This window comes from Bittarella massiliensis (ex Durand et al. 2017), assembly GCF_001486165.1.
GTDB lineage: Bacteria > Bacillota > Clostridia > Oscillospirales > Ruminococcaceae > Bittarella > Bittarella massiliensis.
On record NZ_LN908977.1, the window covers coordinates 1,020,106 to 1,033,127 of the forward strand.

Here is a 13,022-nt window from a genome sequence, read left to right on the forward strand (position 1 = left end):
TGGTCGTATCCTCACTGTGGCGCGGCGGCGGGCAGCGCTCTGCCCTGCCACCGGTGGGTGGTCCTCGCAGGCGGCCCCCTCACAGGGACTTCAAAAAGTCCAGCGCCTGAAAGCCCCCCTCGGTCTGGCAGAGCAGGTACTGCTCGGCCAGCCGGGCCAGGGCCGCCCCGGTCTCGGGCTCGACGCGAAAGTTGAAGAGGGCCGAAAAATCGCTGTAGATGATGTGGCGCATGGCCGCCAGCAGCCCCGGGGAGAGGGGTACATACCGCCCCCCGTCGCCGGGCTGGGCGCAGTCGCGGCAGAGGAGGTTGCCGTTTTGGGGGGAGAAGAGCATCCCCCCGGCGCACTCGTACCCGCCGCAGCGGCAGCAGCCCACCAAATCGGGCATGTAGCCGCTCATGGCCAGCAGCCGCAGCTCAAACAGGGCCTTGAGCAGCAGCCGGTCGCGCTTTTTGGCGTCCAAAAAGTGCAGGGTGTTCAAAAGCAGCCGCAGGTGGCCCGAGAGGTCGGGCTCGTCGGGGCTCAGGCGGCGGATCAGTTCCAAAAAGTAGACGGCGGTGGAGAGGTCCACCACGTCCTTTCGCAGGTTCCAAAACTGGTTGAGGACCTTGGCGTCCTCGATTATGTACATCGCCTTTCCCTCGTAGAGGGAAAAGCTGGAATAGGTCAGCAGTCCGGTGGCGCTGACGAGCTTGCTCTTGACCCGCATGGCCCCCTTGGCCGAGGCCGAGACGATGCCCGCCCGGTCGGTGAGCAGGTGGACGATCTTGTCCGCCTCACCGACCTGCACTTCGCGGATCACGATCCCGCACATCTGTGTATAGGCCATTTTCGACCTCCCCGGTGCGCTCCTTGGCCTGCCGGTAGCGCAGGTAGTCCCCCACGCTGCCGGTCATCTCAAACTGGGCCCAGAGCTGCTGGCTCTCGTCGGTATACACGGCGACTCCCCCTTTTTTTGACCTCTGCAAAACTAGCATCGGCCCCTGGGGGGGAGATTAGTCCTGTCAAAAACAGGTTCGCCGTTTTGGCGGAAAACCGGCGGCCGCCGGGGGTGATTTTTGGCGGCCCCCGGCCGCTGCCCTGCGCCCAAAAGGGCTTTTATTCGACCTTGAGGCCGAAGTTTTGGATCAGCCGGTCCTTGTTTCGCCAGTCCTCTTTCACCTTGACCCAGCACTGCAAGTTGACCTGGCAGCCCAAAAAGGCCTCGATGTCCTGGCGGGACTGGGTGAGGATCTTTTTGAGCATCGAGCCGCCCTTGCCGATGAGCATCCCCTTGTGGTTGGGCCGCTCGCAGTAGAGGGTGCAGTCGATGTCCACCAGATCCTTTTTGCCCTCCCGCTCGGCAAACTTCTCCACCACCACCGCGGTGCCGTGGGGGATCTCCTGGGCGGTGTTGCGCAGGATCTTCTCCCGCACGATCTCGGCCACGATCACCCGCTCGGGCTGGTCGGTAAAGGCGTCGTCGGGGAAGAAGTGGGGGCTCTCGGAGGCGTATCCCTCCAGGGCGCGCACCAGCTCCTCCACCCCGTCGTTTTGAAGGGCGGAGGTGTAAAACACCTCGGCAAAGGGGTATTTCTCGGTGAACTGGGCGGTGCGCAGCAGCAGGGACTCCTTGTTTGACACCGTGTCCACCTTGTTGACGCAGAGGATCGCCGGCGCCCCCGACTGGCGGATGCTGGCCAGCAAGCTCTCCTCGGCGGCGCCGATGGGGCCCTCGGGCTCCACCACCAGCACCTGCACGTCCACGTCGCCGATGGACTGGGTCACCGCCCGGTTCATCTGCTCGCTGAGCTTGGTCTTGCCCTTGTGCAGCCCCGGGGTGTCGATGAAGACCAGCTGGGTCGCCCCCCGGGTGAGCACCCCGGTGATGCGGGTGCGGGTGGTCTGGGGCTTGTCCGAGACGATGGCCACCTTCTCCCCCACCACGGCGTTGAGAAGGGAGGACTTGCCCACGTTGGGCCTGCCCACCAGGCTGACAAAGACCGATTTGCTGATTGGTTGTTCCGTCATATTTTCTCCTTAAAAATGGGTTTTATCGTCTTTTCTTTTCCCGCCGCAGAGGACAAAGAGCCCCAGCGCGGCGAGGAGGGCCAGGGCCGCCCCGGCCCCCAGCGGGGTCCTGATCGCCGCCCCGAGGGCGCGAAGCCCCGCCGGGTCGGCAAAGAGGCAGACCCCCGCGCCCGCGGCAAAAACCGCGCAGGCCAGCACCCCGCCCGCCGCCGCGTCCTTGACCCAGCCGATGGCGCGGTCCCTGTCCGGGCAGACCCGGTCGCAGAGCCGCTCGACGGCGGTGTTGAGGAGCTCGGCCCCCCAGACCAGCCCGCAGGCCAGAAAGAGGAGGGCCCAGTCCCCCCGGTCAAAGGGGTAGAAGGGGGCCAGGGAGAAGACCAGCGCGGTGGCCGCCAGGTGGATGCGCAGGTTGCGCTCGGCCCGCAGGGCCTGCCAGAGCCCCACCCCGCCGGGCATCCCCTTTCCCGCACCCCCGCGCCGCCCACGCCGCACCCGCCCGGCCCAGGGCCGCCGGGCGGTGGGGGCGCAAGATCACTCCTCGCTGACGTAGCTGGCGTCCCGGGGCAGGCCCAGCTGCAGCATGATGGCCTCTTCCTTCTCCCGCATCCGCACCTGCTCCATCCCCCCGGCCACGTGGTCGTAGCCCAGGATGTGCAGCATCGAGTGGACGGTGAGGAAGGCGATCTCCCTCTGCAGGGAGTGGCCGTAGATCTCGGCTTGCAGCACCGCCTTCTCAGCCGAGATCACCACGTCGCCCAGCACGTAGGCGCCGGTCTCCCGGTTCTTGTCGAACTTGCCGTTTTCCCCCAGGGGAAAGGAGAGGACGTCGGTGGAGATGTCCTTGCCCCGGTACTCGGCGTTGAGCTCCTGGATCTGCTCGTTGTCCACAAAGGTGACGCTCACCTCGGCGGGCCCCGCAAATTTCTCGGCGGTCAAAACGGCGTTGCAGGCCCGGCGGACCAGCAGCCGCAGCCCGGAGGGCAGTTTGACCTTCTTCTGGCGGTTGGTGATGGATACCTTTACGAGAGCCATGTTCATTCTCCTTCGCTTATTTTGTCGTCCTGTCACAGAACCTCTCGCCGGGGAGGGCCCGGCCGGGAGGGACTACTCCTCTTTTCCCTCGGGGGTGCGGCGGTAATACGCCTCGTAGGCGCGGATGATCTCCATCACCAGGCGGTGGCGGACCACGTCCTTCTCGGTGAAGTAGATCTGCTCGATCCCCTTGATGCCCTTGACGATGTCGGCCGAGACCACCAGGCCGCTCTTTTTCTTCTCCGGCAGGTCGATCTGGGTGACGTCGCCGGTGACCACCGCCTTGGAGCCCGCCCCCAGCCGGGTGAGGAACATCTTCATCTGCTCGGGGGTGGTGTTCTGCGCCTCGTCGAGGATGATGAAGGAGTCGTTGAGGGTGCGCCCCCGCATATAGGCCAGGGGCGCCACCTCGATGCTCCCCCGCTCCTGATACTTGTAAAAGCTCTCGGCGCCCAGCATTTCAAAGAGGGCGTCGTAGAGGGGCCGCAGGTAGGGGTCGACCTTGGTCTGCAGGTCGCCGGGGAGGAAGCCCAGCTTCTCCCCCGCCTCCACCGCCGGGCGGGTGAGGATGATCTTGCTCACGTCGCCGGCCTTGAAGGCCTTTACGGCCATGGCCACCGCTAAGTAGGTCTTGCCGGTGCCCGCCGGGCCGATGCCGAAGACGATGCTGTTTTTGGCAATGGCCTCGACGTATTTCTTCTGGCCGAAGGTCTTGGCCTTCACCGGCTTGCCCTTGGCCGTCAGGCAGACCACCCCCGGCTGGGCCTGGGGGGGCGCCTCGTCCAGGCCGCCGCCCACCATCTCCAGGGTGTAGCCCACGTTCTGTTCGTCCAGCGGGGTGCCGCTTTTCAGGATGAGCAGCAGGTTTTCCACCGCCTTTTGGGCCAGGTGGGCCTGCTCTCTCTCCCCGGTGATGTGCAGGGCCCCGTCCCGGGCGGTGAGTTTGACCAAAAAGCGCCCCTCGATGCGGCGGGCGTTCTCGTCCAGGTTGCCGAAGAGGGCCGCCAGCTGGACCGGGTCGAGGTTTTCCAGTACGATGTCTTCCATTCAAAACTTCCTTTTTTTCAACGCTGTCTGCGGCGAGGGGAATGGGCGCGCCGCCGCCCCGGGCCCAAAAGAGAGGCGCCCGACACAAGGGAGATTGGGCTCCTTTGCCGCCAAATAGCCCTCTCACGGGCGGATTTTAGAAAATATGGCATAAAAACTGAACGTTTTGTTTGAAATTCTAATAATTGTTCACATATTCCTAGCACATTATATCACACAATTGGGGGTTATAACAGGTTTTTTCTGAAATTTTCAGAAAAAATTCCAAATTTCGTCCCCCGCTACCGCTGTACCGCCTGTTCCTGGGCGATGTCCTGCTCGCAGGTGAGGGTGAAGGTGGCGCGAAAGGCGCCGTCCCCCATCTCGCCGCCGGTCTGGCGGATCTGCACCTCCTTGCCCTGGTAGTGGCTGTCGGCGTACTCCTGGGCGCGGGCCTGGGCCTGCCCGAGGGCCTCCTCCTCGCCCAGTTCCCGGCTGCCCACCTCCACCGGGGTGATGCGCTGGGTGTGCCAGGTGATGGGCAGGGTCAGCCCGAAGAGGGAGAGCTCCTGCCGCTCCACCTCCGAGAGGTAGTCCCCCTCCAACTTGCTGGGGAAAAACAGGGGCACCTTGAAGCCCAAGATCTCCAGCACATGGCGGTTTTTGACCTTCCCCACCGGGATCTTGACCAGCTCGGTGAGGGGGATCTCAAAGGTGATCTCCTCCTCGGTCTCGGCAAAGACCTGGCCCTGGCTGTGCTTGAAGAGGGCCTTGCCCCAGCGGTCCTCGTAGACCCCGGTGACCAGCAGCTGCCCCTCGGTGACGTACTCCCCCACCTTGACGGTGGCGTTCCCCTCCAGCGCCAGCACCCGGGTGATGCGGCCCCTCTTGGCGGCCACCAGGTTGCAGGGCTGCGAGGCGTCCACCACCGGCAGCTTCTCCCTGACCTCCTTGACCTCTACCACCACGGTGGTGCCCATGTTGCTGATGGAGATGCTCGAGAGGCCGGGCAGCAGCACCATGGTGCGCTCCTCGGCCGACTTGAGGTCGATCTTTTTGATGTTGGCCCCCCGCTTGATCCCCGACTCGGCCACCGCCTGCACGATCTGCTCGCTGCTCACCGCCTCGTTGCCCACCACCTCGATGGTCCAGCACAGCCGGGACATCCACCCCAGAAAGAGGCAGAAGAGGAGGATGCCCAGCACCACCCCCACCCGCTTGCGGTAGCGGTGCAGCCAGAAGGGGGCGCCCCGCTTCTCCTGCACCCGGATGCGCACCCCGGTGGCCCGGGCCAGCCGGTGCATCCGCTTGTAGTCCCCCGCCACGGTGTAGCAGTCAAAGCCGTCCTCCCGCTTCTGGGTGCCCCAGAGGCGCAGGCCGTTTTTGTAGACCAAATTGATGAACCGCTCGCTGAAGATCCCCCGCAGGGTGAACCGGACCGTCCCCAGCAGCCAGCGGATAAATCGAACCAGATACAACCTTCTCTCTCCCCTCTCTTCTCACCGCAGGTACTCGATGCTGACAAACACCCCCTCCACCACCGCGTCGGAGTCGTTCATGCACTTGAGGCTCAGGTCCTCCCCCTCAAATTTCACCGACATCTTCCCCAGGTTGAGGACGATGACGTTCTCGTCGTATTCCAGCACCCCTTTGCAGCCCTCCACCACCGCCTCGGTGTTGCCCAGTATCTCGATGCGGCTGTCGGTCAGGTGGGCGCTCTGGGCCAGTTTCTGTGTATCCACAAGCAGGCGAAAGGGCTTTTTCTCGGCCTTTTTGCCCGCGGGTCTGCGTCTGTTCATGTCGATCCCCTCCCCCTCATATATATTGACAGGCTGCGGCTTTTATTATTGCCCTCCGCCGCCCCCCGCAAAGAGGGGGAGGCGGGGGCGGCCGCAGGGGCGAAAGGAGGGCGGCATCCCCCCTCCCCTTCGCCCCGCCAAAAAAGGCCCTTCCCCGCCCCCTGGGGCGGCGGGGGCAGACACACGAAAAACGAAAAAAGATAAAGGAGCGGATCGAATGGAGCGGATCAAAGCGGGGACGAGGGACCTCTGGCAGGGCAGCCTCTGTATCCTCCTGCTGTGGGGCATCCTCTTTCGGGGCAGCTACGCCAAGGACGGCATCCTGCGGGGGCTCACCTCCTGCTATCAGGTCATCATCCCCGCCCTCTTCCCCTTTCTGGTGGTCTCCCACCTCATCATGGGCTCCCGCCTCTCCCTGGCGCTGGAGGCCCTCTTCTCCCCCGTCAGCCGCTTCCTCTTTCGCAGCGGGCGGCAGGGCGGGGCCATCTTCTCCATGGCCATGATCGGCGGCTTTCCGGTGGGGCCCAAGCTGCTGCGGGGGGCGGTGGACCGGGGGGAACTGGACTGGGAGGAGGCCCGGCGGCTGGCCCTCTTCTGCGTGGCCCCGGCCCCGGCCTTCGTCATCACCGGGGTCGGGGGCGGGATGTTTCACAGCATGCAGTTGGGGGCGGTCCTCTACCTCTGCTCGGTGCTGGGGGCCGTCCTCACCGGGACCCTCCTCTCCCGCCAGGGGCCCAAAAGGGGGAAGAAGGGGCGCGCCCCCGCCCCCGCCCATCAACCCCGCCGGTTCGAGCCCTTTTCGGCGGTCTTCGTGCAGGCGGTGAGCAGCTCGGTGCAGTCGCTGCTCTCCATCTGCGGCTATGTCATCCTCTTTTCGGCCCTGCTGCAACTGCTGGGCGGCTGCCTCCCCCTGCCCGACGGGGGAAAGGCCCTCCTCTCCGGGCTCCTCGAAATCACCAGCGGCTGCCTCACCGCCGCCGCCCTGCCGGGGCGGCTGGGGCCCTATCTGGCGGCCTTCTTCTTGGGGTTTTGCGGTCTCTCGGCGGTCTGCCAGATGCAGTTTTGCCTGGGCGACCTCGCCTCCATCGGCAAGCTGCTGGGGGCGCGGCTGCTCTGTGGGGGGCTGGTGCTGGGGCTCTTCTCCCTCTTCTTTGAGCTCCTCCCCTCCCCGGCGGCGGACGTCTTTTTCTCCTCCACCCCGCCCCGGCTGGACGGGGCGGTCAACGCCCCCCTCACCTCGGTTTTGCTGCTGCTGTTCTGCCTGGCGGCCCTCTTCACCCTCTCCCGCAAGAGCCGGGTGCTGCTGGACAAATAGGCCCCCCCTTGTTACAATAGGTAAAAAGACGAGAGGGGGGAACGCCGTGTTTCGGCCCAAACTGTTCGGAAAGAAGATCGAGCCCAACTGCATCTACTGCCAGCACGGCAAGGCCGCGCCGGGGGAACAGATGATCCTCTGCATCAAAAAAGGGGTGGTCTCCCCCTACTACTCCTGCAAAAAGTTCCTCTACGATCCCCTCAAAAGGGAGCCGCGGCCCCGGCCGCCCAAGCCCCGCTTCTCGCCCGAGGACTTCTCCCTCTAGGTCCGCCCCCGACCCATCACGCCGACGGCTCCGCCCCCACCGGGCGCGGGCCGTTTTTTGTCCCACCGCCGCAGACACGGCCGGGAAGCGGCGCTCCTACCCTCCCTTTTCGCCCTCCCCCCAAATCCCTCCCCCCTGAAAGAGATTGCTCCCCAGGTCTGCCGGTGGGCCCGCTTGGAAAATTGCCGCAAAACCGCCCTCAAAAGGGCGCGGACCGCCGCCGAGTGCCGGGAGCAAAAGCCCGCAGACCACCCCGCAAACAGTAGGCGCCTTTCCCCGCCCGCCGCGCTCCGGGCAGAAAGGGCAGAGAGAAGCAGGGGCAAATCCCCCACCCCAAAACGACGGGGCGGGAGACAGCGAGAGGCGCAGGACAGCCCCCACTCAAAGGGATGTCTCCCCACCGCCCCGCCCTTTGGATCGCGGGCAGAATGGCTTCCAAAAGAGCAGTCGGGGCAAGACAGAGGGGACCGCTTCCGCCGCTTGCCGCCCACCAGTAAGAAGCAGCCAGCCGGGCCGCTTTTCCCCTCTGCTCACCAAAAGGGCCACAGCGCAAAAAAGCAGCGGCGAATGGGCCGTCCCCCTGGGGCAAAAAGGTGCACCCCTCTCCCCCTTTCCCTCCCCAGAACAATCGCGCAGCCGGAAGAACACCGTCGGATAGCCCTCCTCCGCGCCAGAGAGGGCGCTTTCGCCTCCGCCTGCACCCCTTTTCTCAAGGCAAAAGGTCGCGCAGGCAGCCGCCGATGGGCAGGCACATCCCTCTTCCTCAAAAGAGCACTCCTCCTCTGTCCGCTCCCCCTTCCCCCAGGCAATAGAGCCACCAGGGAAAACCGAGCGCCGCCCTCCCTCTCTCCCACGCGCAAAAAGCCCCCGGCCACAGGAGGGCCGGGGGCAAATTTTTAGAGCGGTTGGCGCGCTAGAGGGAGATGGTGTCCAAAATCAAAATCAGCGCCAGGATCACCGAAAAGCCGATGCCCAGGATCAGGTGGGCGTTGCGGGTGCGCTTGGAGAGGATGGCTTGGGACAGCAGGGCGATCAGCCCGCAGGCCAGCGCCAGGGCCACCACCATCAAAATCAAATACCACTGCATCGGCCGCAGTGCCCCCACCAGGCGGGACAGGCGGGTGGAGAACGCCATCCCCAACAGGTGGGCGGCGGGGACGATGACGATGGGGATCACCGGCAGGGCGTAGTTGTTGCGGCCGGTGCGCACCTCGATCACGCAGATGGCACAGACGATAATGATGATGGACCAACATTCAAAGGTCATGGCGATTCCCCTCTCAAACAGGTGTTTCGGTCTGCCGGCTCATCCGGCTGTGTGGGTGAAGATGTAGTCGGCCCAGGCGTCGGCCGCCCCGTCGGCCAGGGTGAGGGAACCGTCCCGCAGCCCCACGGCATAGGCCCCTGAAAGCACCTGGGCGCTGTCCAGCAGATAGACCTCTTTTTCGGCGCAGAGGGCGCTCAGTTGGCGGTTGTACTCCTCCACCTTGGTGTTTTGGTAGTTGGGGTGATCCCCCTGGGTGGCGGCGTCAAAATAGGGCAGGGTCGAGAGGACGATGGTCGCCTTGGGGTGCTGCTGGCGCAGCCGGTCGACAAAGTCGCCCAGGGATTTGACCATGTCCTCGGCCGAGAGCCAGGAGACCCCGTTGGCCCCCACCAGCAGGTATATCTTGCCCGGATCGGCCGCCTTGATGGCCGCCAGGGCGGTGGCGTCCTCCGTCCCCCCGGAAGAAAAGAGCCGCCCCGACTGGAGCAGGGTGGGGTTGAGCCGCTCGGAGGAGAGGAAGGTGCCGTTCCCCCCAAAGGCCCCCGCCCCGGCCAGCTGGGCGGTGAGCCCGTCGCCCACAAAGACTGCATCTTTAAAGTAGCGGGCCCGCTGGGCGTCCCGCAGGGGGAGCAGGGGGGCAAACCCCTCCTCTCCCCCCACGGCGGTGGAAGCGCTGGAGCTGCCGTCCTGCCGGTAGGCGTTGGCCTCGCCCTGTTTGGGGTTTTTCTGCCCCTCCCCCCGGGGCCAGAGAAGGGCGGCCAGGCAGACACAGAGAAACGCCCCCAAAGAGAGGACCAGCGCGCGCCGGGCGCGCCCACCCTTGGGGACGATATGCACTTGAGGGGTCGAAAAGAGCTTGGATCGTCTGCGCATGGGGCCCTCCGCTCAACTGGAAATGGTTGGTCTGACATGCTTATTATATACGATTGCTCTCCATTTTTAAACCCCTGCCCCTTGACGAAAGCAAAAAAATACGCGATAATAGAAAGCACCGACTTCGGCCGGCAAACGACGCTACTGTGGCTCAGTTGGTAGAGCAGCGCACTCGTAATGCGCAGGCCGCCGGTTCGAGTCCGGCCAGTAGCTCCATAGAAAACACGGTATACTTTCTGATTAGGGATTGTATACCGTGTTTTTTGGTAAAAAGGAGGAGTAAAAAGCCCACTTTTAAGTAATAAAAACTATATTAAAAAGGATGATACCATGCCTGATCAATTAGAACTACTCTCAATTCATACGGAACAAAAAGATATTACTCTTGCACAACTAAAGGAAGATGTTGATGCAAACGATATCATTACTAATCCTGATTATCAAAGAAAATATGTATATGATGATATCCGTGCTTCTAGACTAATCGAGTCAATTCTTCTCGGCATTCCAATTCCGGTAATCTATCTTTGCGAAGAGGAGGACGGTACCCTATCCGTAATTGACGGTCAACAGCGAATCGTTTCTTTCGTGCGCTATTTGAAAAATGAATTTTCTCTAAATAAGCTGACAAAATTGACAGATATAAATGGCCTTTATTATAGAGATCTTGAAAAAAGAATCCAGCGATTGCTAAAAAGTAAAACACTAAAGGCAATCACAATAAACAAAGATTCTAAAGAATTGAAGTATGAAATTTTTTCGCGTTTAAATCTAGGTGCTATCATGCTAAAAGACCAAGAAGTTCGAAATTGTATCTATCGTGGCAACTTTAACAACATGCTAAAAGATATTGCTCAAACCAATAAAAATTTACACGTTCTTTTTCATGATGAGAATAAACGCAGTGCTTATGAAGAGCGCATCCTTCGCTTTTTTGCATTGCGCAATTATCTTGAACTCCGTGGAACTTTTAAATGGGTTATGAGTTCTTATATGGAGCAACATCAAAATGATGATGAAATTTTAATTTCAAAACTTAAAAGTCAATACAACACCTTAATTGACGTCATTCAGCAAATTCTCGGTGAAAACGCATTTTTTTCGCTGTGTAAAGACAAACGGAAAAAATTTAACGGCGCAGTTTATGATTCGATAATTATCCCATTCTCCTATTTTCCTAGCAGAGTCTTAATATCTCACGCTGATGAGCTACGTATACAGATTAACTGTTTGAAAGAAACCAATAGTGAGTACCAAAACAACACCTATGTAGGAACAAATGCTGGTCCGAGAGTACGTGGTCGAATCGAGCAGGTGATGAAAATTATTAGTGACATAGTTTCAGCAGAAGTCCAGCCTGATAGATACCGCTACTTTCATAAATCTATTAAGGAGCATCTCTTTTATCCTGGATACAAATGCAGTTATTGTGGAAATATCATTCTTTCCCTTGATGACTGCGAAATGGATCACATTATTCCCTACGCAAAAGGGGGATCTACAACTCTTGAAAATGTTCAACTTTTACATAGAAGCTGTAATAGAAACAAAAAAGACAGAATTGTACTAGGAGGAGTTAATGAGCAAGATGATAACAGCGAATATTGAGTAGGTTTCAGACGGAACAATTATCAACCTTATAAAATTTGTTGCAAAAGGAGTGGGGGGAGAGCGTTTGCGCTCTCCCCCCACTCCTTTTATCTCTCCCGCTCTCTCTCAGCGCCCTTCCACCAGTTCGATGGCTTCCTTCCCGCTCAGCCGCTCGATGCGCAGTTCCACCACGCAGACCTGGTCGAAGAGCCGCTCGATCTCCCGCCGGCGGCCCTCCGGCTGCTGGGGGGAGTACTTGGCCGCCAGCCGTTCCAGGGCGGCCCGCTTCTCCCCCTCCTCCCGCAGCACCCGCGCCCTGCCAAAGGCGATGGCGCTGCGAAAATAGGTGGTGTACTCCTGGGGCACCACCCGGTCCTGGTCGACGACGCAGAAGGAGACCCGCTCCTCCCTGGCAATGGCGTCCAGCTTCTGCCCGACCGGGGCGCAGTGAAAGTAGATCCGTTCCCCGTCAAAGACATAGCTCAGGGGCACGGCATAGGGGTAGCCGTCCTCCCCCACCACCGCCAGCACCCCGGAGGTCCCCCGGCGCAAAACGGCCTCGCAGCCCTCTCTGGAAAGGGCCTGCCGCTGTCGGCGCATCTCTCGGGCCACCGCGCTCTACTCCCCTCTCTTCAGCCGCTCGGTGTCCTCTTCCACCTTCAGGATGGCGTCTTTAAAGCCGCCCACCACCACCGTCATGTTGGAGGCGATGATGGAGGCCAGGGGCTGGCCGCAGTTCTCCACCCGGTAGCCCTCGATGTCCCGGTAGATGCCGTCCTCCCCCAGGTTGCAGGGCACCTTCTCTATGAGCTCCCGCCCGTCCGAGAGGAAGCAGTAGCAGCGGTAGCCCAGGCCAAAGCTCATCCCGCTCTCGAAGACGGTGCCGCTGTCGGGCTCGTGGCCGTGATAGGGGTTGAGGTTGGCGATGACCATGTTGCTGTTGCGGATGTGCAGTTGGTCGCGGTCAAAGTAGAAGGCCGAGCGGGTGTAGACGTCGCTCATGTCCTCGGGCTCCTTAAGGCCGGGGGCCTCGTCGGGGGGGAAGATGCCCTCCACCCCGTGGTCCAGGGCAAAGGCCTTCATCCGGTCGCCCACCTCCCTGGCGTTTAAGAGGAAGCACTCGAACCCGGCCAGGTAGGCCCGGGGCAGCTCCCCCAGGGGCCAGGTGGACTTGGCGCGCAAGTCCTGCCGGGGGACGATGCGCTGGCCGCGGTCCTTGGCCTCTTCGATCAAGTCCATGACAATGGTCTTGAGGCAGGCCTCAAAATCGCCCTCCACGATCTTTGAGGGGACCATGTACATCAGGTTGCCGGCGGTGTGGGCGGTGGCATAGCCCATCCCGTGCTCGTCGAGGATCTTCCCGTCGGGGCAGAGCTGGCCCACCGGGTAGCGGTGGATCACGTCCCGCCGGTCGCGGGTGAAGCTGTATAGTTTTTTGCCCCGGGCAAAGCCGACCCCCAGCTCAAAGATGGTGCCGCTCTCCGGCTCGCCGCCGCGAAAGAAGTTCACGTCTCCCACCACGATGTCGCAGTCGTCCAGGTAGTCGGGGGTGAGCTTGCGCAGGGGCTGCTTGCCGGTGGCCGGGTCGCAGTCGTCAAAGCCCATCTTCTCCTTGATGTTGGTGACCTCAAAGCCGTATTCCTCGGCCAGGTATTTCATGGTGAGCAGCTGGTGCTCGCCCCCGGGGTAAAAGCACTGGGGGCCGGTGATGTACAGGCGGGGTCTTCTCATAAAAAATGCCTCCCTTGTTTTCGTCCGCCCGCCGCGGCGGGCCGTCTCGTCGTCCAGTCCCAGAGTAACAGCCCGGCTGTCCTCCTGTCAATTGACGGCCCCGCCAATATCAAA

15 protein-coding genes and 1 tRNA gene are annotated in these 13,022 nt (G+C 61.5%); 4 read left to right on the top strand and 12 right to left on the bottom strand.

Annotation, left to right across the window (positions count from 1 at the left end; translation table 11 throughout):
- Positions 1 to 79: 79 nt before the first annotated feature.
- The 8 genes from recO to BN3266_RS11775 all read right to left on the bottom strand — a co-directional run bounded on the left by recO (position 80) and on the right by BN3266_RS11775 (position 5,867).
- A complete protein-coding gene (gene recO / locus BN3266_RS11745; RefSeq protein ID WP_082671823.1) occupies positions 80 to 829 on the bottom strand; it encodes a DNA repair protein RecO in 750 nt (249 codons plus the stop codon).
- A complete protein-coding gene (locus BN3266_RS13990; protein WP_154669079.1) occupies positions 777 to 938 on the bottom strand; it encodes a hypothetical protein in 162 nt (53 codons plus the stop codon). The genes recO and BN3266_RS13990 overlap by 53 nt, the downstream gene beginning before the upstream one ends.
- A 160-nt stretch (positions 939 to 1,098) precedes the next feature.
- Complete coding sequence (era, locus tag BN3266_RS11750; protein ID WP_021659323.1) at positions 1,099 to 2,010, bottom strand: GTPase Era; 912 nt, start codon at positions 2,008 to 2,010, stop codon at positions 1,099 to 1,101.
- 9 nt (positions 2,011 to 2,019) lie between these two features.
- Positions 2,020 to 2,466: a diacylglycerol kinase family protein gene (locus BN3266_RS11755; RefSeq protein ID WP_075109752.1), complete on the bottom strand. Its 447-nt coding sequence runs from the start codon at positions 2,464 to 2,466 to the stop codon at positions 2,020 to 2,022.
- Between the two features lie 75 nt (positions 2,467 to 2,541).
- Complete coding sequence (gene ybeY, locus BN3266_RS11760) at positions 2,542 to 3,042, bottom strand: rRNA maturation RNase YbeY (RefSeq protein ID WP_044991953.1); 501 nt, start codon at positions 3,040 to 3,042, stop codon at positions 2,542 to 2,544.
- Between the two features lie 72 nt (positions 3,043 to 3,114).
- Positions 3,115 to 4,089, bottom strand: coding sequence for a PhoH family protein (locus tag BN3266_RS11765; RefSeq protein WP_059005277.1), 975 nt, complete (start codon positions 4,087 to 4,089; stop codon positions 3,115 to 3,117).
- Positions 4,090 to 4,370: 281 nt separating this feature from the next.
- Positions 4,371 to 5,546: a sporulation protein YqfD gene (locus BN3266_RS11770; protein WP_059005278.1), complete on the bottom strand. Its 1,176-nt coding sequence runs from the start codon at positions 5,544 to 5,546 to the stop codon at positions 4,371 to 4,373.
- Positions 5,547 to 5,567: 21 nt separating this feature from the next.
- Complete coding sequence (locus tag BN3266_RS11775) at positions 5,568 to 5,867, bottom strand: YabP/YqfC family sporulation protein (RefSeq protein WP_021658386.1); 300 nt, start codon at positions 5,865 to 5,867, stop codon at positions 5,568 to 5,570.
- 217 nt (positions 5,868 to 6,084) lie between these two features.
- Between BN3266_RS11775 and BN3266_RS11780 the strand changes: the two genes are divergently transcribed.
- Positions 6,085 to 7,182 (top strand): hypothetical protein, encoded by a 1,098-nt coding sequence (locus tag BN3266_RS11780; RefSeq protein WP_059005279.1) that lies wholly within the window; start codon positions 6,085 to 6,087, stop codon positions 7,180 to 7,182.
- 46 nt (positions 7,183 to 7,228) lie between these two features.
- Positions 7,229 to 7,447, top strand: coding sequence for a hypothetical protein (locus tag BN3266_RS11785; protein ID WP_021658383.1), 219 nt, complete (start codon positions 7,229 to 7,231; stop codon positions 7,445 to 7,447).
- Positions 7,448 to 8,360: 913 nt separating this feature from the next.
- Here the strand turns inward: BN3266_RS11785 and BN3266_RS11790 are convergent.
- Complete coding sequence (locus BN3266_RS11790; protein ID WP_021658380.1) at positions 8,361 to 8,714, bottom strand: hypothetical protein; 354 nt, start codon at positions 8,712 to 8,714, stop codon at positions 8,361 to 8,363.
- Positions 8,715 to 8,753: 39 nt separating this feature from the next.
- On the bottom strand, positions 8,754 to 9,587 hold the full coding sequence (locus BN3266_RS11795) for an SGNH/GDSL hydrolase family protein (RefSeq protein ID WP_082671824.1): 834 nt from the start codon (positions 9,585 to 9,587) through the stop codon (positions 8,754 to 8,756).
- Between the two features lie 140 nt (positions 9,588 to 9,727).
- Between BN3266_RS11795 and BN3266_RS11800 the strand changes: the two genes are divergently transcribed.
- Positions 9,728 to 9,803: transfer RNA gene (locus BN3266_RS11800), tRNA-Thr, on the top strand.
- A gap of 114 nt (positions 9,804 to 9,917) precedes the next feature.
- On the top strand, positions 9,918 to 11,195 hold the full coding sequence (locus BN3266_RS13335) for a GmrSD restriction endonuclease domain-containing protein (RefSeq protein ID WP_075109753.1): 1,278 nt from the start codon (positions 9,918 to 9,920) through the stop codon (positions 11,193 to 11,195).
- Between the two features lie 108 nt (positions 11,196 to 11,303).
- Here BN3266_RS13335 and BN3266_RS11805 read toward each other — a convergent pair whose 3' ends face one another.
- Together BN3266_RS11805 and BN3266_RS11810 are read right to left on the bottom strand one after the other, a co-directional pair.
- Entirely contained in the window at positions 11,304 to 11,789 is a 486-nt protein-coding gene (locus BN3266_RS11805) for a pyridoxamine 5'-phosphate oxidase family protein (protein ID WP_059005281.1), read from the bottom strand.
- Between the two features lie 6 nt (positions 11,790 to 11,795).
- On the bottom strand, positions 11,796 to 12,908 hold the full coding sequence (locus tag BN3266_RS11810) for a nucleoside 2-deoxyribosyltransferase (RefSeq protein WP_021658377.1): 1,113 nt from the start codon (positions 12,906 to 12,908) through the stop codon (positions 11,796 to 11,798).
- Positions 12,909 to 13,022 lie beyond the last annotated feature (114 nt).

Excerpts from the sequence above, each read along its gene's own strand:
- BN3266_RS11775 (WP_021658386.1), bottom strand. The coding sequence starts at position 5,867 with ATGAACAGACGCAGACCCGCGGGCAAAAAGGCCGAGAAAAAGCCCTTT.
- BN3266_RS13335 (WP_075109753.1), top strand. The coding sequence starts at position 9,918 with ATGCCTGATCAATTAGAACTACTCTCAATTCATACGGAACAAAAAGAT.
- era (WP_021659323.1), bottom strand. The coding sequence starts at position 2,010 with ATGACGGAACAACCAATCAGCAAATCGGTCTTTGTCAGCCTGGTGGGC.
- BN3266_RS11810 (WP_021658377.1), bottom strand. The coding sequence starts at position 12,908 with ATGAGAAGACCCCGCCTGTACATCACCGGCCCCCAGTGCTTTTACCCC.
- BN3266_RS11780 (WP_059005279.1), top strand. The coding sequence starts at position 6,085 with ATGGAGCGGATCAAAGCGGGGACGAGGGACCTCTGGCAGGGCAGCCTC.
- BN3266_RS11765 (WP_059005277.1), bottom strand. The coding sequence starts at position 4,089 with ATGGAAGACATCGTACTGGAAAACCTCGACCCGGTCCAGCTGGCGGCC.
- BN3266_RS11790 (WP_021658380.1), bottom strand. The coding sequence starts at position 8,714 with ATGACCTTTGAATGTTGGTCCATCATCATTATCGTCTGTGCCATCTGC.
- ybeY (WP_044991953.1), bottom strand. The coding sequence starts at position 3,042 with ATGGCTCTCGTAAAGGTATCCATCACCAACCGCCAGAAGAAGGTCAAA.
- BN3266_RS11755 (WP_075109752.1), bottom strand. The coding sequence starts at position 2,466 with ATGCCCGGCGGGGTGGGGCTCTGGCAGGCCCTGCGGGCCGAGCGCAAC.
- recO (WP_082671823.1), bottom strand. The coding sequence starts at position 829 with ATGGCCTATACACAGATGTGCGGGATCGTGATCCGCGAAGTGCAGGTC.
- BN3266_RS11795 (WP_082671824.1), bottom strand. The coding sequence starts at position 9,587 with ATGCGCAGACGATCCAAGCTCTTTTCGACCCCTCAAGTGCATATCGTC.